This window comes from Microbacterium sp. 20-116, from assembly GCF_041079415.1.
Taxonomy (GTDB): domain Bacteria; phylum Actinomycetota; class Actinomycetes; order Actinomycetales; family Microbacteriaceae; genus Microbacterium.
In genome coordinates this window covers 16,075-39,635 of record NZ_JBFYGP010000005.1, presented here as the reverse complement: position 1 = coordinate 39,635, position 23,561 = coordinate 16,075, and the positions used below count along the sequence as shown (strand labels likewise).

The 23,561-nt window shown below is 71.2% G+C and carries 22 protein-coding genes; 15 read left to right on the top strand and 7 right to left on the bottom strand.

Annotated elements, in window-relative coordinates:
* Positions 1-121 precede the first annotated feature (121 nt).
* The gene (locus AB6V29_RS11040) at positions 122-424 is read left to right on the top strand and encodes a hypothetical protein (protein WP_267786692.1); all 303 of its coding nucleotides are present in this window, start codon (positions 122-124) and stop codon (positions 422-424) included.
* A 29-nt stretch (positions 425-453) separates the two neighbouring features.
* On the opposite strand, the gene AB6V29_RS11035 is transcribed toward AB6V29_RS11040, so the two are convergent.
* Together AB6V29_RS11035 and AB6V29_RS11030 are read right to left on the bottom strand one after the other, a co-directional pair.
* Positions 454-2,232, bottom strand: coding sequence for a Na+/H+ antiporter (locus tag AB6V29_RS11035; protein ID WP_267786693.1), 1,779 nt, complete (start codon positions 2,230-2,232; stop codon positions 454-456).
* Between the two features lie 112 nt (positions 2,233-2,344).
* Complete coding sequence (locus AB6V29_RS11030) at positions 2,345-3,787, bottom strand: PLP-dependent aminotransferase family protein (RefSeq protein ID WP_369358635.1); 1,443 nt, start codon at positions 3,785-3,787, stop codon at positions 2,345-2,347.
* Positions 3,788-3,806: 19 nt separating this feature from the next.
* Here AB6V29_RS11030 and AB6V29_RS11025 point away from each other — a divergent pair, with 19 nt between their 5' ends.
* The 6 genes from AB6V29_RS11025 to AB6V29_RS11000 all read left to right on the top strand — a co-directional run bounded on the left by AB6V29_RS11025 (position 3,807) and on the right by AB6V29_RS11000 (position 6,966).
* Positions 3,807-4,223, top strand: a complete 417-nt coding sequence (locus tag AB6V29_RS11025; protein WP_267786695.1) for a hypothetical protein — start codon at positions 3,807-3,809, stop codon at positions 4,221-4,223.
* Between the two features lie 260 nt (positions 4,224-4,483).
* Positions 4,484-4,723, top strand: a complete 240-nt coding sequence (locus AB6V29_RS11020; RefSeq protein ID WP_369358633.1) for an SAV_915 family protein — start codon at positions 4,484-4,486, stop codon at positions 4,721-4,723.
* Positions 4,720-5,016, top strand: coding sequence for a hypothetical protein (locus tag AB6V29_RS11015; RefSeq protein WP_094733593.1), 297 nt, complete (start codon positions 4,720-4,722; stop codon positions 5,014-5,016). The genes AB6V29_RS11020 and AB6V29_RS11015 overlap by 4 nt, the downstream gene beginning before the upstream one ends.
* Positions 5,016-5,780 (top strand): hypothetical protein, encoded by a 765-nt coding sequence (locus tag AB6V29_RS11010; RefSeq protein WP_369358631.1) that lies wholly within the window; start codon positions 5,016-5,018, stop codon positions 5,778-5,780. Before AB6V29_RS11015 ends, AB6V29_RS11010 begins: the two co-directional genes overlap by 1 nt.
* Positions 5,781-5,815: 35 nt before the next feature.
* On the top strand, positions 5,816-6,184 hold the full coding sequence (locus AB6V29_RS11005) for a hypothetical protein (protein ID WP_369358630.1): 369 nt from the start codon (positions 5,816-5,818) through the stop codon (positions 6,182-6,184).
* Between the two features lie 2 nt (positions 6,185-6,186).
* A complete protein-coding gene (locus AB6V29_RS11000; RefSeq protein WP_267786698.1) occupies positions 6,187-6,966 on the top strand; it encodes a hypothetical protein in 780 nt (259 codons plus the stop codon).
* An 82-nt stretch (positions 6,967-7,048) separates the two neighbouring features.
* Here AB6V29_RS11000 and AB6V29_RS10995 read toward each other — a convergent pair whose 3' ends face one another.
* The 4 genes from AB6V29_RS10995 to AB6V29_RS10980 form a co-directional block, all read right to left on the bottom strand.
* A complete protein-coding gene (locus tag AB6V29_RS10995) occupies positions 7,049-10,399 on the bottom strand; it encodes an ATP-binding protein (RefSeq protein ID WP_369358627.1) in 3,351 nt (1,116 codons plus the stop codon).
* Positions 10,396-11,136: a DUF4194 domain-containing protein gene (locus AB6V29_RS10990; RefSeq protein ID WP_369358626.1), complete on the bottom strand. Its 741-nt coding sequence runs from the start codon at positions 11,134-11,136 to the stop codon at positions 10,396-10,398. The genes AB6V29_RS10995 and AB6V29_RS10990 overlap by 4 nt, the downstream gene beginning before the upstream one ends.
* Positions 11,129-12,604, bottom strand: coding sequence for a DUF3375 domain-containing protein (locus AB6V29_RS10985; RefSeq protein WP_267786702.1), 1,476 nt, complete (start codon positions 12,602-12,604; stop codon positions 11,129-11,131). The genes AB6V29_RS10990 and AB6V29_RS10985 overlap by 8 nt, the downstream gene beginning before the upstream one ends.
* Before the next feature lie 117 nt (positions 12,605-12,721).
* On the bottom strand, positions 12,722-14,698 hold the full coding sequence (locus AB6V29_RS10980; protein WP_369358622.1) for an ArnT family glycosyltransferase: 1,977 nt from the start codon (positions 14,696-14,698) through the stop codon (positions 12,722-12,724).
* A gap of 223 nt (positions 14,699-14,921) precedes the next feature.
* On the opposite strand from AB6V29_RS10980, the gene AB6V29_RS10975 reads away from it, so the two are divergent.
* Complete coding sequence (locus AB6V29_RS10975) at positions 14,922-16,553, top strand: cellulase family glycosylhydrolase (protein ID WP_369358867.1); 1,632 nt, start codon at positions 14,922-14,924, stop codon at positions 16,551-16,553.
* A gap of 92 nt (positions 16,554-16,645) precedes the next feature.
* Positions 16,646-18,643: an ArnT family glycosyltransferase gene (locus AB6V29_RS10970; RefSeq protein ID WP_369358620.1), complete on the top strand. Its 1,998-nt coding sequence runs from the start codon at positions 16,646-16,648 to the stop codon at positions 18,641-18,643.
* A 330-nt stretch (positions 18,644-18,973) separates the two neighbouring features.
* Here the strand turns inward: AB6V29_RS10970 and AB6V29_RS10965 are convergent, their stop codons facing one another.
* Positions 18,974-19,765 carry an alpha/beta fold hydrolase gene (locus AB6V29_RS10965; RefSeq protein WP_369358618.1) on the bottom strand — a complete coding sequence of 264 codons (792 nt, stop codon included), beginning with the start codon at positions 19,763-19,765 and terminating at the stop codon, positions 18,974-18,976.
* A 57-nt stretch (positions 19,766-19,822) separates the two neighbouring features.
* On the opposite strand from AB6V29_RS10965, the gene AB6V29_RS10960 reads away from it, so the two are divergent.
* The 6 genes from AB6V29_RS10960 (at position 19,823) to AB6V29_RS10935 (ending at position 23,561) form a co-directional block, all read left to right on the top strand.
* Positions 19,823-20,389, top strand: a complete 567-nt coding sequence (locus tag AB6V29_RS10960) for a mismatch-specific DNA-glycosylase (protein ID WP_369358615.1) — start codon at positions 19,823-19,825, stop codon at positions 20,387-20,389.
* Positions 20,390-20,430: 41 nt separating this feature from the next.
* Positions 20,431-20,829, top strand: a complete 399-nt coding sequence (locus AB6V29_RS10955) for a DUF2809 domain-containing protein (protein ID WP_369358613.1) — start codon at positions 20,431-20,433, stop codon at positions 20,827-20,829.
* A 90-nt stretch (positions 20,830-20,919) separates the two neighbouring features.
* Entirely contained in the window at positions 20,920-21,216 is a 297-nt protein-coding gene (locus AB6V29_RS10950; protein WP_369358612.1) for a DUF1905 domain-containing protein, read from the top strand.
* Positions 21,217-21,225: 9 nt separating this feature from the next.
* Positions 21,226-21,699, top strand: a complete 474-nt coding sequence (locus AB6V29_RS10945) for a prepilin peptidase (protein WP_369358611.1) — start codon at positions 21,226-21,228, stop codon at positions 21,697-21,699.
* Positions 21,700-21,766: 67 nt separating this feature from the next.
* Positions 21,767-22,837, top strand: a complete 1,071-nt coding sequence (locus AB6V29_RS10940; protein WP_267786709.1) for a YihY/virulence factor BrkB family protein — start codon at positions 21,767-21,769, stop codon at positions 22,835-22,837.
* A complete protein-coding gene (locus tag AB6V29_RS10935) occupies positions 22,830-23,561 on the top strand; it encodes an NAD(P)H-hydrate epimerase (RefSeq protein ID WP_307316212.1) in 732 nt (243 codons plus the stop codon). The genes AB6V29_RS10940 and AB6V29_RS10935 overlap by 8 nt, the downstream gene beginning before the upstream one ends.

Here is a 23,561-nt window from a genome sequence, read left to right as displayed (position 1 = left end):
TGCGCCCCCACCCAGGCCACACGCGGCAGACGTTCCTCCACAACGCGCGGCAATCGTCACTTATCCACAGACGAGGGTAGGTCGGAAAGCCGTCGAACAGGATGAGAATCGTCTCATCCGCGTGCGAGCGCCTGGCTCAGACGACGGCCTGCAGGGCACCCGCGCGCGCGGCGACGTCGACTGGCCGTGGGACCTGGTGGGCGAGGTCACCGTCGCCGGGCCGCCCGCGACGCTGTCGCTCACGATGGTCGACGGGTACGTGCCGGTCACGTGTTCGATGCGCTACCTCGGCGCAGATCCCCATCAGGTAGCGGCGATCGTCCGTTTCTTCCGCGACCATCCCGAAGAGCGCGGTGTGCTCGAGACCGGGGGAGAGGCGGCGCTCAACCGCGCAGCAGACGTGCTCCGTCCCGTCGGGGGCTGATTACGACGCGGGACATCCCGCCGATCCCCCTACTCGCTCGCCTTCTCGAGCCCCCGCGTGCGGATCTCCTCGAGGTCGAGGCCCGCGAGGATCTTCCGCGCGACGAGGTCGTCGATGGTGCCCTCGCGGCGCAGTCGCAGCAGCACCTCGCGCTTGCGGTCCAGCACCGCCAGCCGCAGTCGCTGCGCCTCCTTGTGGCGAAGCAGGGGAGAGCGCTGGGTGACGTCGATGTCGTCGCTCACGGCGATCATCTGCAGGGGCCCGGTGAAGGCCGCTGCCTCGTCGGGGCTGTCCGCCGTGCTGTCGGCGCCCGCGCGGCGACGCTCGGCTTCGGGCACGTCGGGCGGCACCGGTCCCGTGGAGGAGGGCTCATCGCCGAGTGACGCGTCGAGCTCGGCGAGGTCGCGCTCTTCGATCGCGCGTTGCCGCGCGATCGCGCGGGCGTTCGCCAGCTCGAGACGCTCGTAGCCTTCCCGTCGCGCACGGTCGCGCACGCGATCGCTGATGCCGTGCTCGGTCGCCAGGTCGTCGAGGGCGGCTAGGGCGGCACCCGAGATCGCGCGCTCGGCGAGCTCGTACTCCTCGATCGCGGCGTCGTCGTTCGGAAGCTTCGCCCACCGGATCACGGCGGGCAGCAGGGGACCCTGGACGAGCAGGGTGAGCACGATCACGCCCGCCGTGACGAACACGATGGCGTCGCGACCGGCCACGGGTGCGCCCTCGGCCGTGGTAACCGGCACCGACAACGCGATCGCTAGCGATACGGCGCCGCGGAATCCCGCCACCGTACTCACCACGCGAGATCGATGCCTCAGCGACCGCGATGATCCGGCGGCGGGTCGCGAGAACGGCGAGAAGAGCCACTGGAACAGGTACCGCACGACGAAGAGAGCGACCCACGCCGCAACGGTGACCAGGAGCAGCAGACCGATCTCCGACCCCGAGATCTCGTGCAGCACGAGTTGCACCTCGAGCCCGATCAGCACGAAGAGCGCACCGTTGAGCAGGTAGACGCCGAAGGGCCACGTGGCATCCGCCGCTCGTCGCGACATCGCGGTGGTGATGCGCGGCGACACCCACGCCATGATGAGGCCGGCGAACACCACGGCGAGCACTCCCGAGGCCTCGACGAGTTCGGCGATGAGAAACGACACGAACGGGACGAGCACCATCGTGAGGTTGATCGTGAGCGTCGACTGCATGCGGCGCAGGGCGAAGAAGGCGGCGGCCGCCACCGCGACACCGGCCGCCGCGCCACCGAGGTACGACAGCAGCACCATGCCGGTGATCTGCAGCGGCGTGATCTGGTCACCGAGCAGCAGGGCGACGGCGATCGCGTAGAGAACGAGCGCGGTGCCGTCGTTGGTGAGGCTCTCGGCCTTGAGCTTCATGAAGGTCTTGGCGGGCAACAGTCGTCCGAGCGCTGCGACGGCCGTGGCGTCGGGCGGAGCGACTGCGGCACCGAGCACGAGGGCTGCTTCCCACGGCACCCCCATCCACGTCGCGACCCCGGCGACGGCGAAAGCGGATGCCACGACGAGAAGCGTGCTCATGGGGATGATGTAGCGCAGCGACCGGCGCACCGACCTCAGAGAGGTCGTCCACGCCTCGCGGAACAGCATGACGGGCAGGAAGAGCAGCAGCACGGTCTCGGGCGGGAGCTCGATCTGACGGAGCTCCGGGATGAAGCCCAGGGCGAGGCCGATGACGAGCAGCACGAGCGGTGTGGCCACGCGCAGTCGCGGTGCCAGGACCGTGCCCACGAGCATCGCGAGGCCCAGCAGAACCGTGATCTCGAGTCCCTGCATGCCTGCCGCCCTTCGTCGTGCCCCCGGACACAGCGTAGAGAGCGTGCGGAGAATTCCCGAGCGGCGTCAGCCGCGGGGTGGGAGGGCCGACGTCCCCGTGCGCGCGTCGTCTTCAGTCGCGATCTCGATATCCCTCCCACGCGTCGGCGAGTCGCCGCAGTCCTTCATCGAGCAGGGGCGAGGTGATCGGCACACGAATCCGATCGTCGGTGTCGATGTCGGACGAGAACGCGGCCGACCCGGCGACCGAGACGCCGAAAGCCGCAGCGTGCCGCGCGAACGCCGCGGCCGAGCCCACCGGCATCCGGGCCCAGATGCAGAGGCCACCGCGCGGGGGTCGCCACTCCCAGTCGGGCAGGTGCGACGTCAGGAGGGCGCCGGCGCGCAGGGCGGCCTCGCGGTGCGTCACGACGGCGTCCCGTCGCAGTGCGGGCGCCTCGGCGAGCAGATCGAGCGCGAGCAGTTGGGCGGGCACGCTCGTCGACAGATCCGTCGTCTGGCGGAGGCCCCGTAAGCGCCTCACGAGTACTGGATCGGCGCGCACCCACCCCACCCGCAGACCCTCCCAGGCCCACTTCGACAGCGACTCGACGGCGATGATCGGCGCGTCCGGCCGCAGGGCCGCGAGCGAGGGGGGAGTGACGCCGTCGAAGGACAGGTGCGCGAGCACGCGATCCTCCACCACGGTGATACCGTGCTCGGCCGCGAGGTCGGCGATCCGCTGTCGGACGAGCGGGTGGGTCTGGATGCCGGTCGGATTGTGATTGTGCGGGTTCAAGGCGATGAGCACGGGGCGGCGCACGACGATGGCTGCCTCGAGCTCTGCGACGTCGATCCCGTCGGCGGTCAGGCGGATGCCGTGCACCAGGCCGCCGCGGCGGCGCACCGCGTCCGTGAGTCCGGGCCAGCTGACGTTCTCGGTGAGCACGGTGTCGCCGGGGGAGACGAGCTCTTCCACGAGGAGGCTGAGTGCCTGCTGGCCGCCGTGCGTGACGAGGATCTGCGCGGGCGTGGTGGGCGTTCCGTCGTCGGTCACGGTCTGGGCGATCAGTTCGCGCAGGGCGGGCAGGCCCGCGGGGTCGGCCTCGGCGGTGGTGGCGTCGAGCACCGGTCGGTGACGGTGCACGATCTCGACGGCGCGCGGCGCGATCGCCGGTACCGCGCGCAGCAGATCGATGTTTGACGACAGCGACGCGTAGAGGGCCTCGCCGCGCCCGGCCCGCGAGCGCGCGGCGGTGGGCGCCGCCCCCGCGATCCGCGTCCCGCTGCCTTGCCGGCGGTCCAGGATGCCGTCCTCATACAACCGCGCGTACGCGCTGACGACCGTGCCGCGCGAGACGGCGACGGTCGCGGCGAGGGTGCGTTCCGAGGGGAGGCGGTCTCCACCGCGCAGTTCTCCCTCACGGACGAGGCGGGCGATGCCGTCGGCGAGACTTGCGGATAAGGTCGCGTCGGTCGTCGCCCAGCGTCCGAGCCGCGCGGCGAGGGCTTCGGCCGACACGACAGCCGTCCGGTGGTCCACCAGGGCGAAAGTGGCTCTGTCGACGAGGGTCATAGCCCCCGATTCTGGACCAATGACCCGTCGTGAATCAGCCGAACCGTTCGTTCTCAGTCCACTGACCCTCGATTGGACCATTGGCGAGCTGCTCGCGTGGATCGGCGCCGAAGATGCGCGCTGTCACGACGAGGGGCTGGCGGAGCTTCTGGATGCCGTGCTCTCGGCGCTGCGTCCCGGGTCGCCGCGCGCGGCCGGATCGCCGTCCAGCACGGTTTCACTCGTGCGGGAGGTCGCGGTGCGGGTGTCGGAGGAGCCCGCAGTGGGACGACGACGACTGGCCGAGCTGACCGTCGCCGCCGTCCACCGTCGCGGCGATCGCGAGAGCAGTGCCCCGCTCGCCGTCGCGTCCGTCGCGACGATCGTGGCGGCGGCCCAGCCCCTGATGGCGAGGGCCGTGCCGGCGATACCCGCTCCCGCGGTGCCGGCGTTGTAGTACCGCGTGAGGGGACGGCGACGCGGCGGCGAGTGCGAGGCATCGGGACAGGGCGGCGTGCACCGAAGGGAAGCGAGCGCGCGGTCGGTGGGCGATGGTGTCGCGGCGCCTCGCCCTTGACCGGCTGGACGCGGACACGAGGGTCCTACTAGTCTCGTCGGACGAACTCGACGTGGGGGGCGAGGATGTCACTGGGCGGAAGTCTGAAAGACACGATGCGCAAAGAGATCCTCGTTCCGCCGGCCCTGTACCTTCCCCTCGTGGATGATCCCGACGGTCAGGGCCAGCTCGCGGTCGTTCAGAAGCTCGCCGATGGTCGGCGTGGACTGCTCGCCTACACCGCACTCGACAGGCTTGCCGACGCATGTGGTCATGAACAGCCCTGGATGCTGTTGATGACGTCGCAGCTCGATCGGATCCGGCAGGTCCAGCCCTTCGATGTCGTCGCCTTCGACATCGATGTGCCACCACATTCTCGTCGGGGAGGGCGGCTCGGATGAGTGACCCCATCTATGTTGACCGAGAGAACATGACGCGCCGGATGGGTCTCGTCGTCGACGAGGTGGATCGTGTCGATGATGCGTTGGCTTCCCTTCCCGGTGCCGCGGACGGCGGGGCCGCCTCCGCGCTCATCGGTTTCATCGCTGGTGCCGCCGCGGAAGCGGCGAACGAGTACGCCGGCGCGGTGCGCCTCGTGGGTGCCGTGACCGACAGCGTCCTCGACGACGTACGAGCGACCGAAGAGCAGATCCAGAGCGAGATCTCGCAACTCGAGGAGGGGCTCCAAGACTGATGCCGATCGATGCGAGAATTCCCGGCGACCCGGCGAGTGTGCGCGCGACTGCCGACTGGCTCGATCGCGTCAAGGAGGCGTACACGGGTGCCGACCTCGAACTCACCTCCCTCTGGAGCGACTCGAACTCTTACTGGACGGGCGAAGCGGGTCATGCGTGGAGGTCCGCGGTCGGCGACATCCGCAGTCGCGCGGACGAGGTGCGGGGTTATCTCGGGGATGCGGTAGAGGTTTTCCGCGCGTACGCCGCGCGATTGGAGCGAGCCCAGGATGATGTGGCGACGCTGCGCTCTCAAGCGGACTCCGTGGGGCTCGAGGTCATCGGTACCAACGTTCTCCCTCCGACGACCTCGCTCTCTTACTGCCCCGGTCCCGGTGCGCCCTCCGCCGATCTCGAGGCATATGACAGATACATCTCGCTGGTTGCGAGCTACAACGACCTCGGTACTCAGATCGGCACGATGATCGGAGAACTGGACGAGTGGGTCGCTGAGCACATGGCTCCTCTTGTCGCCCGGGTGGACACACTTCAGAAGCTCGCGGGCACGGTTTCCGCCCTTGCCGCAAAGGGGAACGAGTCGCTCGCGACGTCGGTGCTCGACGGATACGAGAGTTTTTACGATCAGACCCTGAGCACCTGGCGTAAGGATCACGACGCTCTGCAGTCGGCGGCCGAGACGTTCCGCGATCAGCTGCGCTCCGGTAACCCTGCTCTCCGTGCGCGGCTGAGGCAGCGGATCCGCACGGGATGCGCGCAGGGGTAGAAGAGCTGGCAGAGCAGATAGGTCGAGTTTCGCGGGTGACGCGTGTTCTCCCCGTCGCGGGTAACGTCATCGACGTCGTCTCCCTCGCCGCGGACGTCGCCGACGGTGGGTCCCTCAGCTCGGGCGTCGCAGAGATCGCCGGGGGCGTGGCCGGAGGCGCTGGAGGCGCTGCGGTCGGCGGTGCCGCGGCGGCTGCGTTGGGCAGCAACCCGGTCGGCTGGGTCATCGGCGGCACCGTGCTCGGTGGTCTGGCCGTCGGTGCCGGGGCCAGGTGGCTCTGGGAGGCCGCCGTCCCCCTCGAGTCGCGCGAGAGCATCGACGACTTCTTCACCGGTAGCCCGCCGCGGCTGGAGGGGTACGTGCCCCCGTCTCCCCGGTCACGGCCATACGTAGGAGCGAACTGACAGTGGCCATCAATACGTCGTCGCCGAGACTCCCGTCCACCGCGCCCCGCGTCCCCGTGTTCCCGAATGGTCGACGCCCGTCGTGGCTCGTCGTCGTCATCGCCCTGTTCGCCGTCCTCCCCGTTCTGATGGTCGCCGCCGACGACCGACTCGGGCTCCGCCTCGTCATGGGCGCTCTCACCGTGACCATCCTCGGGGCCGCGATATGTCTGAACGTGCTCTTCGGAACGATTCAGGAACGTCTGCTGCGCGTCGACGCCTCAGCATCCGGGATCTGGTTCCGTCCGGCTCCGGCGGCGACCGCGGTGCCCTTCGTGCTGGGAGCCCTGCTCCTTCTTCCCGCGATCGCCCAGATCGTGGTGGATGCCGGGAACCTGGCCACCATGCCGTCGTTCCTCCTGACTCGCGCGCCCTATGCCCTGGGCCTCTTCGGCGTCGGCGTAATCGTCGTGAGTGCTCTGCGTCTGCGCGAGCCCGCCGGTCTGCGTCTGGCGCAGGAAGGTCTCACAGGCATCCGGGGCCGCGGTCGAGTGAACTGGTCGTGGGATGAGCTCGCCGAGGTCGGGGTCGGTTCGGGGCCGGTCGCCAAGCTTCACCTCATCGCGACGGGCGCGGGCCCGCGCGTCGAGGCGCCGATGCTCGCGCTCGGCTCAGACCCCAATCAGGTCGCCACTGTGGTCCGGTACTTCCGCGACGACCCTGCGGCTCGTTCGCAGTTGAGCGAGAAGGGTCCCATGATCCTTCGCCGAGTGGACGACTCTCTTCGCGCTCTCGAGCGCTGACCGACGGCGCGCAGGAATCCCGCGATGCCGCGAGTGCGGACCTCGCAAGCCCCCGCACCGCCACCAGCGCGAGGCGCGGCGCTCACTCCGCCGCCAGCCCCACCTTCGCCTTCGCCCACGAGCGCCCGCGCGTGTCCTTGAGGATGTCGTACTCGACGTCGACGTGCGGTTCGATCGCGCTGTACTTGTCGTTCGGGGCCCCGATGACGAGCTGGAAGCCGAGGCCGCGCCACGCGCCGATCGCGCGCTTGGTGAAGTGGGCGTCGGCCTTGATGAGCGCCTCGTCGAGGAACACCGGGGCATACCGCGGCCGTTCGGCACCGGCATCCCCGAGCTGATACCGCAGAGCGGCGCCGACGATGAAGGCGATGAGCTCCTGCGACTCGCCTCCCGACTTCTCGCCGATGTGGTCGTAGAGGGCGACGTGCTCGCCGGTGTCGGCGCGGAAGCGCTCGGCGCTGACCCGCACGTGATTACGCACGTCGACGAGGTCGGCGAAGTCGGGTGCGGTCGGCCGGATGCGGCCGATGAGCCGCGCCATCCGCCCGTACACGGCTTCGCGCTCCTCATCGGATGAGGCGGCGTCGATCGCGGCCCGCACGTCGCGGAGCTCCCGGCGGAAGCGCTTGCGCACCTCGGACTGGCTCTCGCGCGGCACGATCTGCAGCCGGTGCTCGTCGTCATAGAACGGCAGATCCTGCATGATGTCGTTGATCGGCGCGATGCGTTCGCGGATCTCGCGCAGGGCCCGGGTGAGAGCGGAGTCGAGGCTGGTGAGGTCGTTGCCCGACAGGCGCAGCAGCGAGTCGCGCCACTCCGCTTCGAGCTCGTGCAGGCCGCTGGCCTCGAGGTCGGCGAGGATCCGCTCGAAGTCGCCGAGCGAGTCGTCGGGGTCGGCGAGCAGGTTGGGGCTCGGCCACCGGTCGGTGAACGCGGTCATCGTGCGGCGGAGGCTCTCGCGTTGGTCGCTCCACATCTCTTGCGCGCTCCGCTGTTCCTCGAGCAGGCGCTTCGACGCGGACTCGAGGGCCGCGTCGAAGCGTGCGAGTCGCTGCGACGGCGAGAGGTCGTCGCCGGAGGGCGCCACGAACAGCCCGTCGAGATAGGCGACTTCATCGGGGGTGAGCGTCATCTCGAGGTCTTCGGCCCGTTCGAGCAGGATCTGCGCGGCATCCACGTCGTCGGTGATCTCGGCCCAGCGCGCGGCCAGCGCCTGCTGCTCGGTCTTGGCTCCGCCGATCTCTTCGCGCAGGCGCGCCACGCGGGCCTTCGCGCCCGAGATCTGCTCCTGCAGCTCGGCGATGCGGGGGTTGCCCGCGGTGATGTCGACCACGGTCTCGTTCCAGCGGTCGAGTTCGCGTTGAACGGATGCCACGTCCACCTGGTCCCACGACAGATCGGCGATCTTCTCGAGGGCACCGCGCCGGTTGTCGAAGGCGTCGAGGGCGGCGGCGGCCTCATCGACCGCGGTCTTGGCGGTGGCGAGGTCGCGGCGCACGGTGACGATCTGCTCGCCGAGCTCGGTGAGGCGTACACGCGACGAGAATCCCAGGATGCTCTGACGCGCCGACCCGCCGTGAGCGCCGCGTGCGCCCTGGCTCGTCTGTCCCGAGATGGTCAGGGCCATGCGGTGCTGCGACAGCTCCGATACGGAATCGACGCACACGAAGGCGAACTGCTGCTCGAGCCGGTCCTGCAGCCACCCGGTGAAGGGGGAGCGGCGGAACTCGAGGCGCCCGGGAAGGGTCGCGGGGTCGAGCCCGCCGCGCTCGGGCAGGTCGGTGGGAACTCCCTCGAAGCGCAGTCGCTCACCGAGGCGCACGCCGTCGATCGCGGAGCGGAAGGATGCCAGGTGCGCGGCGTCGACGAGCAGCGTCGTCGCGAATCCGCCCAGGGCGAGGGTGAACGCCCCGCGCCACGGCTCGAACTCGGTGCGCACGTCGACGAGCTCGGCGACGAAGGGCAGCTCGGCGGCGGTGAGTCCCGCGGCCTCGGCGAGAGCTTCGCGGGCTTCGTGCAGACGCTGTGGGATGTTGTCGTCGCGGGTCTGCGTGCGCCGGTGCTCGGTCTCGAGGGCGGCGAGCTGCTGGCGCAGATCGGTGTGCCGGCTGCTGGCGGCGACGAAGGCGTTGCGCACCGCGCTCTTGGCATCCGTGTCGGCGAGGGTGCGACGCGCCTCGGCGACGAGGGCGGCGAACTGCTTCTCGGTGGCGACCTCGACCGACAGCACGGCCAGCGCCGCCTCGAATCGCTCGCGGTCGCGCTGCATGCCGGCGAGGCGCCGCTCGAGGTTCCGGAGCTCGCGTTGGGCGGCGTCGAGCCGGTCACCGCCGGCTGCGCGCAGCACGTCGCCGAGTCCCTCGCGCTCCGCTTCGGCGGCGTCGGCGAGGGACTGGCGTTCGCGCACGAGCGCGTCGGTGGCGTGGGTGCGCTCGCGCAGCTCGGCCTCGACCGCTTCGAGCAGATCGACCCGGCGCTGGGCGCGCCAGAGCGAGGCGCGCGAGTCGGGGTCGCCCAGACGGCCGAGCGCGTCGATCAGGCGCAAGCGCTCGGCGGCGTCGTCGATGCGCGTCTTCATCCCGCGGATGGGCTGCAGCGCACGCACCTGCTGGCGGGCTTCGAGCATGCGCGTACGCGTCGACTCGAGCCCGTCGAAGTGCGTGACGACGGCGTCGGCGACGACGAGCGTCTCGGGCTCCTCGAGCACCATGCGCTTGTACAGGTCGTCGACGGTGGTGATCTGCTGCCCGGCCTGGATGCGCGCGAGAAGGCTCATGGCTTTCGTTCCCGCGCCCGCCGCCCCGATGCCGAGCACCGCGTGCAGCCGCGCCGAGAACTCGCGGTCGGTCGCGAGGGTGTCGAGGCCCGTGGCCCGTACCGCGGAGTCGGAGAGGTGGCTCTGCGCCGCCCGCTCGAGCTGGCGCAGGTCGAACGCTCCGTGCACCGTCGCGCGCACCTTCACCGCGTCGTCGAGCGTGCGCGCTGCCGCCGGGATGTACCAGGCGCGCACCGCGGTGAACCGGGCGCCGTCGTGATCGGCCCACGTCATGGCGATCGCGGTCCACGTGTCGACGCCGTCGCCGCGCAGCACCCGCACCTTGGTGCCCTCGTCGGTGCGCGACTCGTCGAGCTTGCCGCGGCCGTACGAGAGGATGTTGCGTTGCTCCTGCCCGCGCGGGCGCCCCACGACCGCGCCGTTCGACGCGCCGTTGAAGGGGGTGGTGTGCGGCATCATGAGCGCCACGTAGGCGTCCATGAGCGTCGACTTGCCCGAGCCCGACCCGCCGCACAGCAGCGTCGCGGTCGGCGCGAAGCGCACACGGTGCGTGCCGTCGTACCCGCCCCAGTTGATGAGCTGGAGGTCTTCGGCGACCCACTGCTGCCCACGCGATGCCGCGGGGATCAGCCCGAACAGCGTCTCGAGCATCGTCATGCGCTCTCCTCCTCGAATTCTCCGGATGCCACGACCTCGGTGTCGGCGTCCGCCTCGTCGAGCACTGCCGCCGGGGTGCCGGCATCCGGGATCTGCTCTTCCAGCCAGCGCTGGAGCTCGCGGAGGACCTCGGCGCTGAGCACGATCTCGATGAGCGGGCCGATGCGGTAGCGCCCCTCGGACTCCTCCTCGATGATGCCCTCGCGATCGAGACGGGCGATGGCGGTGCGGACGGCCCGCTGCTGGCTCGCGCGCGTGCCGTCCGTTTCGCTGAAGTAGGTGAGCACGGTCTGCTCGACCTCTTCGACGTCGACGCGGGCCGAGGCGGTGCCGGCGGTCGTCTCGCGCTGGAACACGGTCCGCAGATAGACGAGCACGAGCGTCTCGGCGCGAGAGTACGCCTCGTCCTTGAGCAGGATCGGCACGTCGACGTCGTCGCTGCGCACCTGTTCCTTGTAGGCGACCCCGCGCGCGTGGTCGACGACGAGCCGCACGAACAGATCGTTCAGGCGGGACTCGATCATCTGCTGGTGCTCGAGCAGCAGCTTCCACTCGGCGGGGGAGTTCTCGGCGACGAGGAAGCGCCGCTGCAGGATGCGCACCAGCACGCGCCGCACGTCGGCGTCCAGGATGCCGCGGTCCCCGGCGAACAGCGCGTCGGGATCGTTCTCCATCGCGACGGGCGAGATGAACGCGGGGGTGTCCGTGTCGGGGGCGGACGGGGCGATGTCAGTCATCGGCATCCGTTTCTGTCGTGCGGGAGGCGGTGACCGCCCCGAAGGCGAAGCGACGGGTCGTGCCGTCGGGGCGGACGGCCTCGACGATCGAGACGTCGTCGGTCTCGATCAGTCCTCCGCGGTGGACGATCTCGAGCAGGCCCACGAGGTCGACCGGGCGCCGGGTGTCGGCCCCGGCTGCGGCGAACGCGGTCGCGAGGTCGAAGCCCTCGCCGAGGGTGGCGACGTAGGCCTCGAGCTCGGGGTAGTGCGGCCCGCCCCACGCGCGCGTGTCGGCGTCGACGAATTCGACGTCCTCGTCTCCGGATGCCAGGGGCTCCGGCGCCCCGGGAGGACGCACGTCGCTGAGAGACCGGCGCAGGTGCCCGATGTCGGCGAGGGGGAGAGTCCGCACGGGCTCGACGCGGCCGGGGGAGCGGGTCTGGCTCCAGCGGTGCAGGCCCGCCATGACCGCGCGCAGCAGATCGTCGACCTGGCGGTCGCGGATGGGGTCGTGGGTGCGCACCTGCGCGGTGATGACGTGCGAGGCCCGCCGCTGGGCGGTGAGCACCTCCTGCACGCCGGCCTCGACGCGGCGCGCGATCGCGTCGAGCTCGCCGCGCTGCTCGGGCGTCATGAGGCGCGAGAAGGGCTGGGCGAGCACCGCGTGCAGCTGGTCGGTGAGGTCGTCGATGTTCTCGGGGTCGCCGATCAGACGCAGCGCGCCCTGGAACGCGCGGCCCTCGGGGGTGGCCTGCATCACCTGGCGCCCGCGCTCGAGGTATTCGCGCAGCACCTCGCCGGTGGGGCGCACGTCGCGACGCAGCTCGGCGACCACGTCGCGCTGCATCGCGGCGATCGACTCGGCCACGCGCGAGAAGTCGGCGGGGAGCTCTCGCGCGAGGTGGATGACGTTCTCGGCCTCTTCGAGCAGGTGATCGTCGTCGAGCGGTTCGACGATCCCCTCGTCGAGAGCGGCGATCTCGGCGTCCAGGGCCGCTCTCTCTTCGAGCAGGGCCTCGCGGCGACGGGCGGGGTCGCTCTCGGCGTCGCGCGCGAGCCGGTCGACGGCATCGAGCAGGGTCCGCACGCGAGAGCGCGAGACGCGCGCGCGCCCGCCGCCGGCGCGACCGGCGATCTCGAGGGCGCCGACCGCGTGCGCCGAGAGCCGGTACACCTCGACGTCGTCTTCGATCTGCAGACCGAGCCACCCCACGCGCACCCATCCGCGGCAGATCTCTCGAGCGGAACCCGCGGGGATCCGCCGGTCGTCGTCGGTGTCGATGCCCGCGGCCCGCAGCTCCTCGATCGCCTCCGCGACCTCGACGTGGGCGTCGGCGACCGCGACGGCGGGGCGGTCGGGGGTGAAGACGATCGACAGCACCGCGACGACGAACGGCGCGAAGCGTCCGTGCAGCAGGTCGAGGGTCGGGTTCTTGAACGCCGTCACCGAGCGCAGGTACGCGGCTTCGGTTCGGGTGCTGCTCACTGGCTGAAGTCTACCGGCGGCGCAGTGAGCGCCGTGGCGCGACCTGTCGGGGCGAGACCGCGCCGTTCGTCCGCCTGTTCCGGCGGCCTGCACGCGAGGCGGCCCGGCCGCAGCCGTTCACCCATCCGTGCATTGATAGAGAGTGGCTCCGGTGACCTTGTTGATCTCGCCGCCCTCCTTCGACTGGCTGAAGTCCCATTCCTTCACCTCGTGGCAGCCGGGGCCGGTCGCCACGCGCCTCACGGGGTCGCCCTCGGGAGCACCGGATGCCACGACGAACACCCGCGCGTGACCCGTCTGGACCATCTGCTCGAGGTCGTCCGTCGTGAACACGGGCACGTGCCCGCTGTAGCCGCCGTCGGTGAGCACGCTCGAGCCGGTGGCGTCGATCACCTGCGACGACAGGGCCCACGAGTCGGTCACGAAGAGCGGGGTGCCGTTCTCGCCGCCGCCGTGTTGACGGGCAGCCTCGGCGATCTGCGCGACCGCGGGGCTCATCTGCGGGGTTCCGCCCCAGATCGAGGGGGACGAGACCGTGAACGTCTCGTCGGGGTGGCCGCCGCGCGCGGTGACGCCGACGTAGGCGTCGCCTCCGCTGCCGTCTCGCGCGTCGTCGAGCACTTGGGGGCTGGTCGCCACGGGCAGGCAGATCAGGGCGACGGCCAGAGCGGCCGGGGCGGCACGGCCGAGACGGGGGAGCGAACCGGGTGATGCCAGGGCGGCGGTCACGCCCACCGCGAGCCCGAGCGCTCCGATCGCGATCGCGGGGACCAGCAGCACCGCGGGCAGACGCGCCTGGCCGATGAGCGCGACCCACCAGGCGGCCTGCACCACGACGACGGCCGGCAGCGCGAGCCGCCACCGTCTGAGGGGCGCACGAAGCAGCCGTACCCCCTCGACCCAGGCGACGGCGACGAGCAGAACCATCGGGACGCCGAGGGCAGCGACGTACGCCGTGTGCGGCACGTGGGTGAAGGAGAGGACGGCCGCGGCAGTCGCGAACCACACCGCGGCGACGACGACGAGCGGCAGGCGGGCTGTGCTCAGCGGCGTGCGCGGGCGGCCGCGTCGGGGCAGATACCGCCAGAGGCCCAGGGCGATACCGGCGAGCGCCGCCGGGTACAGCCAGCCGATCTGGCTCACGAGAGGCAGCTCCAGCAGTTTTGTGAGGGTGGGGGAGCCTCCCGAGCCGGAGGGGGCGGGCGTCGTGAGCGCATGGCCGAGGGCGGCGAGGGTTGCGCCGAGCCCGCCCGTGGAGCTCGAGGAGCCCACCGAGCCCGGGACTGCTCCGGGCACGAAGCGGTCGAGGCCGTTGTATCCGAAGACCATCGCGAAAACGTCGTTCGTCGTCGACCCGTCGATATAGGGGCGCGCGTCGGCGGGAACGAGGGCGACCACGGTGATCCAGGCGACGGATGCCGCGAGCGCGGCGCCCGTGACAGCTCCGGCGCGAACGAGGCCACGACGCCATCCCGGGGTCGCGATGAGGGTGCCCGCGACGAGGGCGGGAAGGACGAACCACGCGGCCATCATCTTCGCCTGGAAGCCCACGCCGATGAACACCGCGCAGAGCAACAGCGGCCACCATCTCGCGGTGAGCACCGCGCGCTGCCACCACACCAGGGCCACGGCGAGGGCCATCGTGAGCAGCCCGTCCTCCATCGGGTGGGCGAACATCGACACGAAGATCGGGGTCGAGGCCGTCGTGGCGGCGGCGAGCAGCCCGGCGCCGCGTCCTCCCCAGCGGAGGGCCAGCACCGCGCACGCGACGACGGTGACGACACCCTCGATCACCTGGGGGAGGGCGATGGCCGAGATCGACATCCCGAAGAGGCGGATGCTCAGCGCCTGGGGTACGGCGAAGCCGCTGAGCTTGTCGAGGGTGACCGTGGCATCCGGATCGAAGGCCCCGAAGAAGAGCGCGTGCCACGACTGCGACATCGACCGGGCCGAAGCCTCGTAGAAGGAGAAGTCACCTCCGCGCGAGAGGTTCCAGCAGGTCAGCACGACGAAACCCGCGACGATCAGCGTCAGCGCGATCCGTGCCCACCGGGGTTCGCGCCACCAGCGCGCGAGAGGGACGGGAGAGGTCACGACGCACAGATTCCCTCGGTGAGAACGGGAGCGGGTATCAATCGGCTATGCCGCCGCTGTGGGTGACACGACCGGCGAGAACCGCGCGTGCGATCGTCTTGGGGCACGCACCGAGGACCGCCTTCCGAGACGACCGCGGCGGGCGGCGTCGCCGCGCCGAGAAGATCGCCGGATCCGCTCCGCCGCAGCGCTCGCGCCCCCTACGATGATCGCGGAGGTGCCCATGTCCGTTTGGCGCAAGAACCGCTCGTTCACGCGTCTTGCGCTGCGGCGCGCTGCGGCTATCGTCGCGGGCGCAACCCTCGTCGCCGCGGGGGCGATCGCCTCTCCCGCGTCTGCCGCGACGGCGCTGCCCGGCTGGCTCTCGACCAACGGGTCGACGATCGTCACGGCATCCGGTGCACCGTTCACCATCAAGGCGGCCGCGTGGTTCGGCATGGAGACCTCGAACTGCGCCCCGCACGGGCTGTGGTCGATTCCCCTCGACGACGGCCTCGCCGCGATCGCGGGGATGGGGTTCAACGCCATCCGCCTCCCCTTCTCGAACGAGTGCCTCGCCGCCACGGCATCGAACTCGATCAACGCCGCGGTCAACCCGGGACTGGTCTCGCTCACGCCCCTGCAGCTCATGGACACCGTGATCGCGCGGGCCAAGGCGCACGGTCTCTCGGTGATCCTCGATCGGCACCGTCCTGATTCCGCGGCCCAGAGCGAGCTCTGGTACACCGCGCAGTACAGCGAACAGCGGTGGATCGACGACTGGAAGATGCTTGCCGCTCGCTACAAGAACGAGTCCGCCGTCATCGGCGTCGATCTGCACAACGAACCTCACGGGTCGGCCTGCTGGAACTGCGGCGACCCCGCGCGCGACTGGCGCGCGGCGGCCACCCGCGCCGGCAATGCGGTGCTGGCGGTGAACCCGAACCTGCTCATCATCGTCGAGGGCGTCGAACGCCAGAACGACGGATCGAGCACGTGGTGGGGCGGCGGCCTGAAAGACGCGGGCGCCGCACCGGTCGCTCTCGAGGTGAAGAACCGCGTGGTCTACTCGCCGCACGACTACCCGGCGAGCGTCTACGCGCAGACCTGGTTCTCGGCATCCGGTTATCCCGCCAATCTCGAAGCGGTGTGGGATGCCAACTGGGGTTACCTCGTGCGGGGGAACATCGCTCCCGTGCTGCTCGGAGAGTTCGGCACGAAGCTCGAGACGGCGAGCGACCGCGCCTGGCTCGACGCGCTCGTGGGGTACCTCGCGAAGACCAAGATCAGCTACGCCTACTGGTCGTTCAACCCGAACAGCGGCGACACCGGTGGGCTCGTCGGCGACGACTGGCGAACCCCGCAGAAGGCCAAACTCGCCGCTCTCGCGCCGATCCTGACACCGGTCGCCTCGCCGGCGCCGCAGCCGAACCCCGCGCCGACGGCCACGCCGAAGCCGACGGCGTCTCCCACGGTGTCACCGAAGCCGACGGCGTCTCCCAAACCGGCGGCTCCCAGCCCGTCGCCCACCGCGTCGCCCACCCCTGCACCCACGCCGAAGCCGGGTGCGAGCGCGGCGGCTGGCATCACCGCTACCTGGGTTCCGCAGAGCACCTGGGGCGAGGGATACGTCGCCGAGCTCACGGTGACCGCCACCGGGCCGGTGAAGAAGTGGTCCGTATCCTTCGACGCCCCCGGCACCACCGCGGTGTCGAACGCGTGGGGCATGAGCTGCTCCGTGGCCGCGGGCCGTGTCACGTGCACCGGAAGCGCCTGGGCGGCTGCGCTCGCTCCCGGTCAGAGCGTGCGGGTGGGCCTGCAGGCGGCGGCCACGCGGGCACCGTCCGCTCCGAAGCTCATCGTCACGGCATCCTGAGGTCCTCCTGCGAGGGGGACGACCTCGCATCCATCGCTGGCGCATAGGGTACCCAGGGCTGCGATGGGGGAAGCACTGCCTACGATGCGCCGGTGGCCGCTGCATTTCCTCCCGTTCCCACCCCGACGCTTCCGCTGACGTCGGGTCTGCGTCGACCTCGACGCTGGACCGTCGGCCTCGCCGCCGTCGGACTCGTCGCGCTCGCCCTCACGGGGTGGCAGGTATGGGCGGGGGCTCCGAGCGAGTACTACGCCTCCATCGCCCTGTCGATGAGTCGCTCGTGGTCGAACTTCTTCTTCGGCGCCGTCGACCCCGCCGGCACCGTGACGCTCGACAAGATCCCCGGGTCGTTCTGGATCCCGGCGCTCTTCGTGCGCGCCTTCGGGTACTCGGCGTGGGCGGTGATCCTGCCGAACGCGTTCGCGGCGGTCGCTGCGGCACTCGTCGCCGCCTTCGCCGCACGACGCGTGGCGGGGGAGCGCGCCGGGCTCATCGCCGGCGCGGTGGTGGCCGTGACGCCCATCCTGGTCGCGGTCGCGCGCTCGAACCAGCCCGAGACGTTCTTCGTGCTCGGTCTGTCGCTGACGGCCTGGGCGGCGGTGCGCGCCGTTCAGGCGCGCAGTCTCGGGTGGCTCATTGCCGCGGGCGCCCTGATCGGCCTGTCGTTCCAGTTCTACGAGCTCGAGGCCTGGGCGGTCTGGCCGGCACTGGCCGCCGCGTACCTGTGTACCCGGCAGTCGTGGTCTCGACGCATCGGCCACCTCGCGCTCGCGGGAACGGTGAGCCTCGCGGCCTCGCTGTGGTGGGTCGCGATCGTGTCGCTCATCCCCGCGGGGAGCCGGCCCTATATCGGCAGCACACTCACGAACAACCCGTGGGAGATGGTGTTCGGCTACAACGGCCTGGGCCGGTTCTCGGCGACCGCCGACAGCGGTGCGTACGAGTCGTTCACCCCTCCGTTCTCGGGTGAGCCCGGGGTGCTGCGCCTGTTCAACGCCGAGCTCGCGGGGCAGGTGGCGTGGCTCGTTCCGGCCGTCGTCGTCGCTCTCGTCGTCCTGTGGGTGCTGCGCTTCTCGCGACCGCTCACGGTGTTGCTGACCGTGTGGCTCGCCACCTTCGCCGCGATGTTCTCCGCCGTCGCGGGAATGCACCAGTTCTACACGGCGTCGCTCGCGATACCCCTCGCCCTCGCCATCGGTACCGCGCTCGCCGTGGCTCATCGCGCGGGCAGGGTGTGGCCGCAGATCGCGATCGTCGCCTCCGCGGGGGCGACGGCTCTCGGCATTGGCATCTCGACCGGCGGATACAGCGTGCCCGTCTCGATCGCTCAGGCCATCGCCGCCGTGATTGCAATCGTGCTGCTGTCGACACGCCACCGTGGGCGTCCGGTCACCACCGTCGCGCTGATGATCGGGCTGCTGCTGACCCCGGCCGTCTGGTCGGCGGTCACCGTCGCCCACCCCAACTCGATCAATCCCGTCGCGGGAGGGGTATCGGAGACCTCGGGTTTCGGTGGGCGGGGCTTCGGCGGCGGAGATTTCGCCGGCGGGATGCCGACCGGCGGACGCGGCAGCCAGGGACTCGGCGCCGCACGTGGGGGAGGAGGAACGCCGGGCCAGGGGTTCGGGCCGGGATCCGGCCCTGCGACGGCGCCCGGCGGCTCGGCCTCGGGGCACGCGCGCGGGGGAGCGGGCGGAGCACCGACCGGCGGCGCAGGCTTCGGCGCCGGTGGCAGCGAGAACAGCGACGCTCTCGTCTCGTGGCTGCAGGCCCGCGGCACGGGATCCACGTATCTGGCCGCGACCTTCGGGGCGCAGTCGGCGGCGCAGTTGATCATCGCCTCGGACGGCGGTTCGTTCCTGCCGATCGGCGGCTTCAACGGCACCGACGATGTGCCGACCCTGCAGGCCTTCACCGCCATGGTCGACTCGGGCCAGGTGCGATACGTCGTCGGCGGCGACCAGCGCGGCGGGGGCACGTCGATGGCCGCCGCGGCCACGACCACCGCGTCGTCGCAGATCCGCACCTGGGTGACGCAGCACTGCGCCACCGACAGCTCCGCCCCCTCTACGGTCTACGACTGCGGCTGAGACGGCGCTTTCTCCGGTTGAGCGTCCACGCACGCCGGGTCCCGGGACGCGCGTGCGGCGTGCCTTGGACACTCGACGGAGGGCAACCGCCGCCCGTGAATCTCGCGCACGTTCAGCCCGAGCGCGTCGAGTGTCCAAAACATCCGGACGAATTCGAGATCTCTCCGGGTTTTCTGGACACTCAACGAGCGGGAGCGGGAGCGGGAGCGGGAGCGGGAGCGGGAACGGGAGCGGGAGCGGGAGCGGGAGCGGGAGCGGCACACCCCGCGAGAGAACGCGGGATGCTGTCGGGACGGCGCCGCGGCAACTCCGCGCACCGCGGCTCGCGGCTCAGCGCCCCAGGAACTCCATGCCCGCTTCGCGGAACGCCCGAGCGCCGGGAGCATTCACGTGGTGACGGCCCGGGATGTCGGCGAACTCACCCTGGGGGAGGAGCCCCGCCAGGTGCTTCGACTGGTCGTGGATGGGGTCTTCCGTTCCCGTGGCGATGAGCACGGGCTGCTGCGGGGGCGACGAGGGGTCGGGATCGGTCTCGCCCAGGCGCATCCCCTCTGCAATCGCGACGAGCGCACGCAGGTCGTTGCCCGGCACGCGTTCGGCGAGCGAGACGTAACGCTGGGTCGTGGCATCCTGAACGGGTTCACCGTGGTCGAGGAATGCCCGAGCCTGGTCGACCTGCAGCCGCGCGAGAGGACGACCGTCCGGGATGCCGCCCAGAACCGCGCGCTCCACGTGTTCGGGGGCGTCGACGGCGAGCTGCCAGCCGACCCGCCCGCCGAGGGAGTAGCCGAGGTAGCGCACCTGATCGAGGAGGTACGTGTCGAGCACGGCGACGAGGTCGCTGACGAGCGTGGGCATGGTGTACGACGCGGCGTCGTGCGGTTTCTCGCTGGCGCCGTGACCGCGCTGATCCACCGCGATCACGCGGTAATCGGCGCGGAGCAGGTCGCGCACCCACCCGGTGTTGACCCAGTTGTCGCGGGTGCTCGAACCGAAGCCGTGGACGCACAGGACGGGATCTGCCTCGACGTCGCCCCACGAGTAGGTCGCGAGGCGCACGTTGTCGCCGACGATGACGAACTGCGCGGGAGGGACCTCGGTCAGGGCGGGAACGGCATCCATTCCTCCGATCCTGGCAGAGCGCGCCGGCCCGCACCGCGTAGTGGTCATAGTGGTCTCATGGGGTATACGCGCGCCGAACTCGAGTCCTATCGGGATGCCACGAGGCCCGACCTCGTCGAGCCGGGCGTGCGATTGCTGTTCGTCGGCATCAACCCGGGCCTGTGGACCGCGGCGACCGGGACCCCGTTCGCACGCCCGGGCAACCGCTTCTGGCCGGCGCTGGTGAGGGCGGGGATCCTTCCGCGTCTGCCCGCCTACTCCGAGCCGCTCGGCGACGAGGACCGCCGCATGATCTTCGACGCGGGAGTCGGCGTGTCGAACCTCGTCGCGCGAGCGACCGCGCGAGCCGATGAGCTGTCACGGGAGGAGCTCCGGGCGGGTGCGGCGTCGCTCGTCGAGCGGGTCGCCGGGTGGCAGCCTCGGGCCGTCGCGGTCGTCGGGCTCACCGCCTACCGCCAGGGCTTCCAGCGGCCCCGCGCGACCGCGGGGCGACAGGAGGAGTCGATCGCGGACGTCCCCACCTGGGTGCTGCCCAACCCCAGCGGGCTGAACGCCCACGACACCGTCGACTCGCTCTCTCGCGCGTACGCCGACCCGGCGCGGGCCGCGGGGGTCATCCGCTGACGCGCGTCTCACGCCGCGGCGGAAGGTGTCACGATGGCAGGATGCCGCCCACTCGACGCCGCACGACCGCCCTTCTCGCCCTGGCCGCGGTGGTCGCGGCCGGGCTCGTCGTCCACCTCGTGCTGCCCTCGAACACCGCGACCGATATCGCCGGCGACGCGCTCTACACGGTCGCGGTCTACGCCGCGGTCGTGATGGTGCTCCCGCGCCTGCGGCCGTTCGTCGTCGGCCTGATCGCCGGGGGATGGAGCGTGGCCGTGGAACTCTTCCAGGCCACGGGAATCCCCGTCGACCTGGCGGAACGGTTCCGTCCCATCGCGCTCGTGCTCGGCACCGGGTTCGACGCACGCGACATCGTCGTCTACGTGTGCGCGGCGATCGTCGCCGTCGGCGCGGATGTCGCCGTCGGACGCTCGCCGAGGCGCGAACCGCAACGATGAGCGCCGACGTTCCTCCCCAGGGGATGACGCGGCCCGCCGTCAGCCGCTCACCGGTATCGTGACCACCTCGCACGACGGAGGGGAGCGGCGATGAGAGTGCGGTTCGAGGGCGACGTCTTCCGGTGGGAGGCGCGCAGCGACAGCGACTGGTACTTCGTCGCGCTGCCGCCCGAGCTCAGCGCGGAGATTCGCGAGACGCAGACGTATCGGCGCGGTTTCGGCGGGGTGCGGGTCGACGCCACGATCGGCGCCACGACCTTCCGCACCTCGATCTTCCCGCAGGCCGGGGGCGTCTACGTCCTGCCCCTCAAGCGCGCGGTGCGCGACGTCGAAGCCATCGACCCCGGGTCGGTCGTGCGCGTCGACCTCTTCGTGATCGACGCCTGAGCCGTGCCGATGCTGAGCGCACTGGCCGCCGGAGTGTTCGCCGTGGCGGGTATCGCGCTCGCCGTGGTCGACGTCCGCACCCACCGGCTGCCCGATGCGGTTGTGCTTCCGGCGCTGCTCGTGGTCGCGGCGCTGCTGACGGCCGAAGCCCTGCGCACCGGTGAACCGGGGCGCGCGCTCGGCGTCGTCGGGGGGTCGGCGGCGGCGTTCGCCGTCGCTCTCGCGCTGCACCTGTCGCGTCCCGGTGCGTTCGGCGGAGGAGACGTCAAGCTCGCCGCCTTCGTCGGGGCGCCGCTGGGGTGGTACGGGCCCGAGGCCGTGGCATCCGGCCTGCTCTTCGCTCTTGTTCTCGGCGGCGTCGCCGCCACCGGTGTTCTGCTCGCGGGTGAGCGACGCACGCAGATCGCCTACGGCCCCTGGCTTCTCTCGGGCGCGTGGCTGCGTCTGGTGGGCGGGCCGGGAGAGGGGATGCCGTCGGGCTGACCTGTCGCTGCGCACCTCCGCGGTCAAGCCCGTGGGGCACGCCCCGCCGCGCCGATACCCTGAGCGCATGGCTGACCTCATACGTCGTGTCACGGCGTGGGCGCTGCGGCTCCGTCTCGTGCGCGCGTTCCTCGTCTATTCGGGGGCGCGCGGCCCCATGCTCGCCGACAGCGTGACCTATCGCACCCTGTTCAGCCTGTTCGCTGCGGTGCTTATCGGGTTCTCGTTCGCGGCGATCTGGCTGTCGGGGAACCCCGATGCGTTCTCGGCGCTCGAGCGAGCGGTCAACAACGTGGTGCCGGGTCTCGTCGGACCTGATGGTCTGCTCGACGTGAGCAAGCTCGATGCCCCGCGGGAGTTCACCGTCGCGGGGGTGATCGGAACCATCGGTCTGCTCGGCGCAGCGATCGGCGCCATCGGCTCGCTGCGCTCGGCCCTTCGACAGATCGCCGGCGTCGCCACCGACGACACACTCCCCATCCTCGTCATCGTGCGCAACCTCGCCGTCGCGATCGGCATCGGCGTCGCTCTCGTCGGCGCGGCCGTCGTGACCTTCCTCGCCACCGCCGGGCTGACGTTCGTGCGGGAGCTGCTGGGCATCTCCGCCGACTCCTGGATCTCCGCGGTGTTGACCTGGCTGGTCTCGACGCTCGTCGTCCTGCTGCTCGACACGGCCGCCGTGGCCGTGGCCTTCGCCGCCCTCTCGGGCGTGAAGACGCGCCGCCCCACGCTCCTACGGGGTGCCCTTCTCGGCGGCGTGGGACTCGTCGTCCTGCAGCAGTTGTCGGGGCTGTTCGTCGGCGGAGCGGGCAACAACCCGCTGCTCGCGACGTTCGCCTCGCTCATCGCTCTGCTGCTGTGGCTGAACCTCTCCAGCCAGGTCATCCTCATCGCGGGCGCGTACATCACCGTCGCCACCGAAGAGGACCACGACCGCGTCCGCGCGAAGTACGGCGCGTCGACCATGATCCAGTTCCGCGTCCGCCGAGCCGAGAAGGCGGTGCGCGCTGCGACCGGTGAGCTCGACGCCGCCCGCGCCGCAGAGACGAAGGAGCGCGAGAACCTCGCGACGAACGACCCTGCGGCGGCCGCTCGCGAGGACCGCGCCGAGGCTCGCGCGGGGTCCCCCGATGAGTGAGTCCGCGAGCGGGCTGCTGGCCTCGGGGGAACGCGTCGCCGCGTACAGCGCCGACGCCGTCCGTGCCGCCGAGAAGCCTCTGCTGGCGGAGGGGCGGCCGCTCATGCGCTGGGCCGCCGCGGCCCTGGCCGACATCGTCGCGCAGCAGCTCGTCGCGCGACCCGGAAGAGTTCTCGTCCTCGTGGGCGCGGGCGACAACGGGGGAGACGCCCTGTACGCCGCGGCCGAGCTCGGCGCCGTCGCCGAGCGCGTCGATCTGGTGCTCGTGCGCGATCGCGTGCACCGGGCGGCGCTCGATGCCGCGGTCGCCGCGGGAGCGCGCGTGCGGTCGGCGTCGGAGGTCCGCGGTGAGCTGGCCGAGTACGCGCTCGTGCTCGACGGCATCCTCGGCATCGGTCGTCTGGCGGACCGGCGCCTGCGCGGGGGAGCGCGCGCTCTCGTCGAAGGCGTCCGCGGCCTTCGGGAGCAACCGTTCGTCGTCGCGGTCGACCTCCCCAGCGGCCTCGATCCCGATGACGGGACGGCGGATGCCGCCGTGCTCGCCGCCGACGTCACGGTCACCTTCGGGGCCCTCAAGGCGGGCCTGGTCCGTGGACGGGGTCCGGAGCTGTCCGGACTCGTGCACCTGGTCGACCTGGGGCTCGAACCCTACCTCCGGCTCGCGCATCCCGCGGTGACCGCTCCCGTCCAGGTCGTGCGGGTGACTCCCCGCGACCGCTCCTGA

Coding starts and splice junctions, on each gene's coding strand:
- AB6V29_RS11035 (WP_267786693.1), bottom strand. CDS start 2,232: ATGCAGGGACTCGAGATCACGGTTCTGCTGGGCCTCGCGATGCTCGTG.
- AB6V29_RS11030 (WP_369358635.1), bottom strand. CDS start 3,787: ATGACCCTCGTCGACAGAGCCACTTTCGCCCTGGTGGACCACCGGACG.
- AB6V29_RS11025 (WP_267786695.1), top strand. CDS start 3,807: ATGACCCGTCGTGAATCAGCCGAACCGTTCGTTCTCAGTCCACTGACC.
- AB6V29_RS11015 (WP_094733593.1), top strand. CDS start 4,720: ATGAGTGACCCCATCTATGTTGACCGAGAGAACATGACGCGCCGGATG.
- AB6V29_RS11010 (WP_369358631.1), top strand. CDS start 5,016: ATGCCGATCGATGCGAGAATTCCCGGCGACCCGGCGAGTGTGCGCGCG.
- AB6V29_RS10995 (WP_369358627.1), bottom strand. CDS start 10,399: ATGACGATGCTCGAGACGCTGTTCGGGCTGATCCCCGCGGCATCGCGT.
- AB6V29_RS10990 (WP_369358626.1), bottom strand. CDS start 11,136: ATGACTGACATCGCCCCGTCCGCCCCCGACACGGACACCCCCGCGTTC.
- AB6V29_RS10975 (WP_369358867.1), top strand. CDS start 14,922: ATGTCCGTTTGGCGCAAGAACCGCTCGTTCACGCGTCTTGCGCTGCGG.
- AB6V29_RS10965 (WP_369358618.1), bottom strand. CDS start 19,765: ATGGATGCCGTTCCCGCCCTGACCGAGGTCCCTCCCGCGCAGTTCGTC.
- AB6V29_RS10960 (WP_369358615.1), top strand. CDS start 19,823: ATGGGGTATACGCGCGCCGAACTCGAGTCCTATCGGGATGCCACGAGG.
- AB6V29_RS10955 (WP_369358613.1), top strand. CDS start 20,431: ATGCCGCCCACTCGACGCCGCACGACCGCCCTTCTCGCCCTGGCCGCG.
- AB6V29_RS10950 (WP_369358612.1), top strand. CDS start 20,920: ATGAGAGTGCGGTTCGAGGGCGACGTCTTCCGGTGGGAGGCGCGCAGC.
- AB6V29_RS10945 (WP_369358611.1), top strand. CDS start 21,226: ATGCTGAGCGCACTGGCCGCCGGAGTGTTCGCCGTGGCGGGTATCGCG.
- AB6V29_RS10940 (WP_267786709.1), top strand. CDS start 21,767: ATGGCTGACCTCATACGTCGTGTCACGGCGTGGGCGCTGCGGCTCCGT.
- AB6V29_RS10935 (WP_307316212.1), top strand. CDS start 22,830: ATGAGTGAGTCCGCGAGCGGGCTGCTGGCCTCGGGGGAACGCGTCGCC.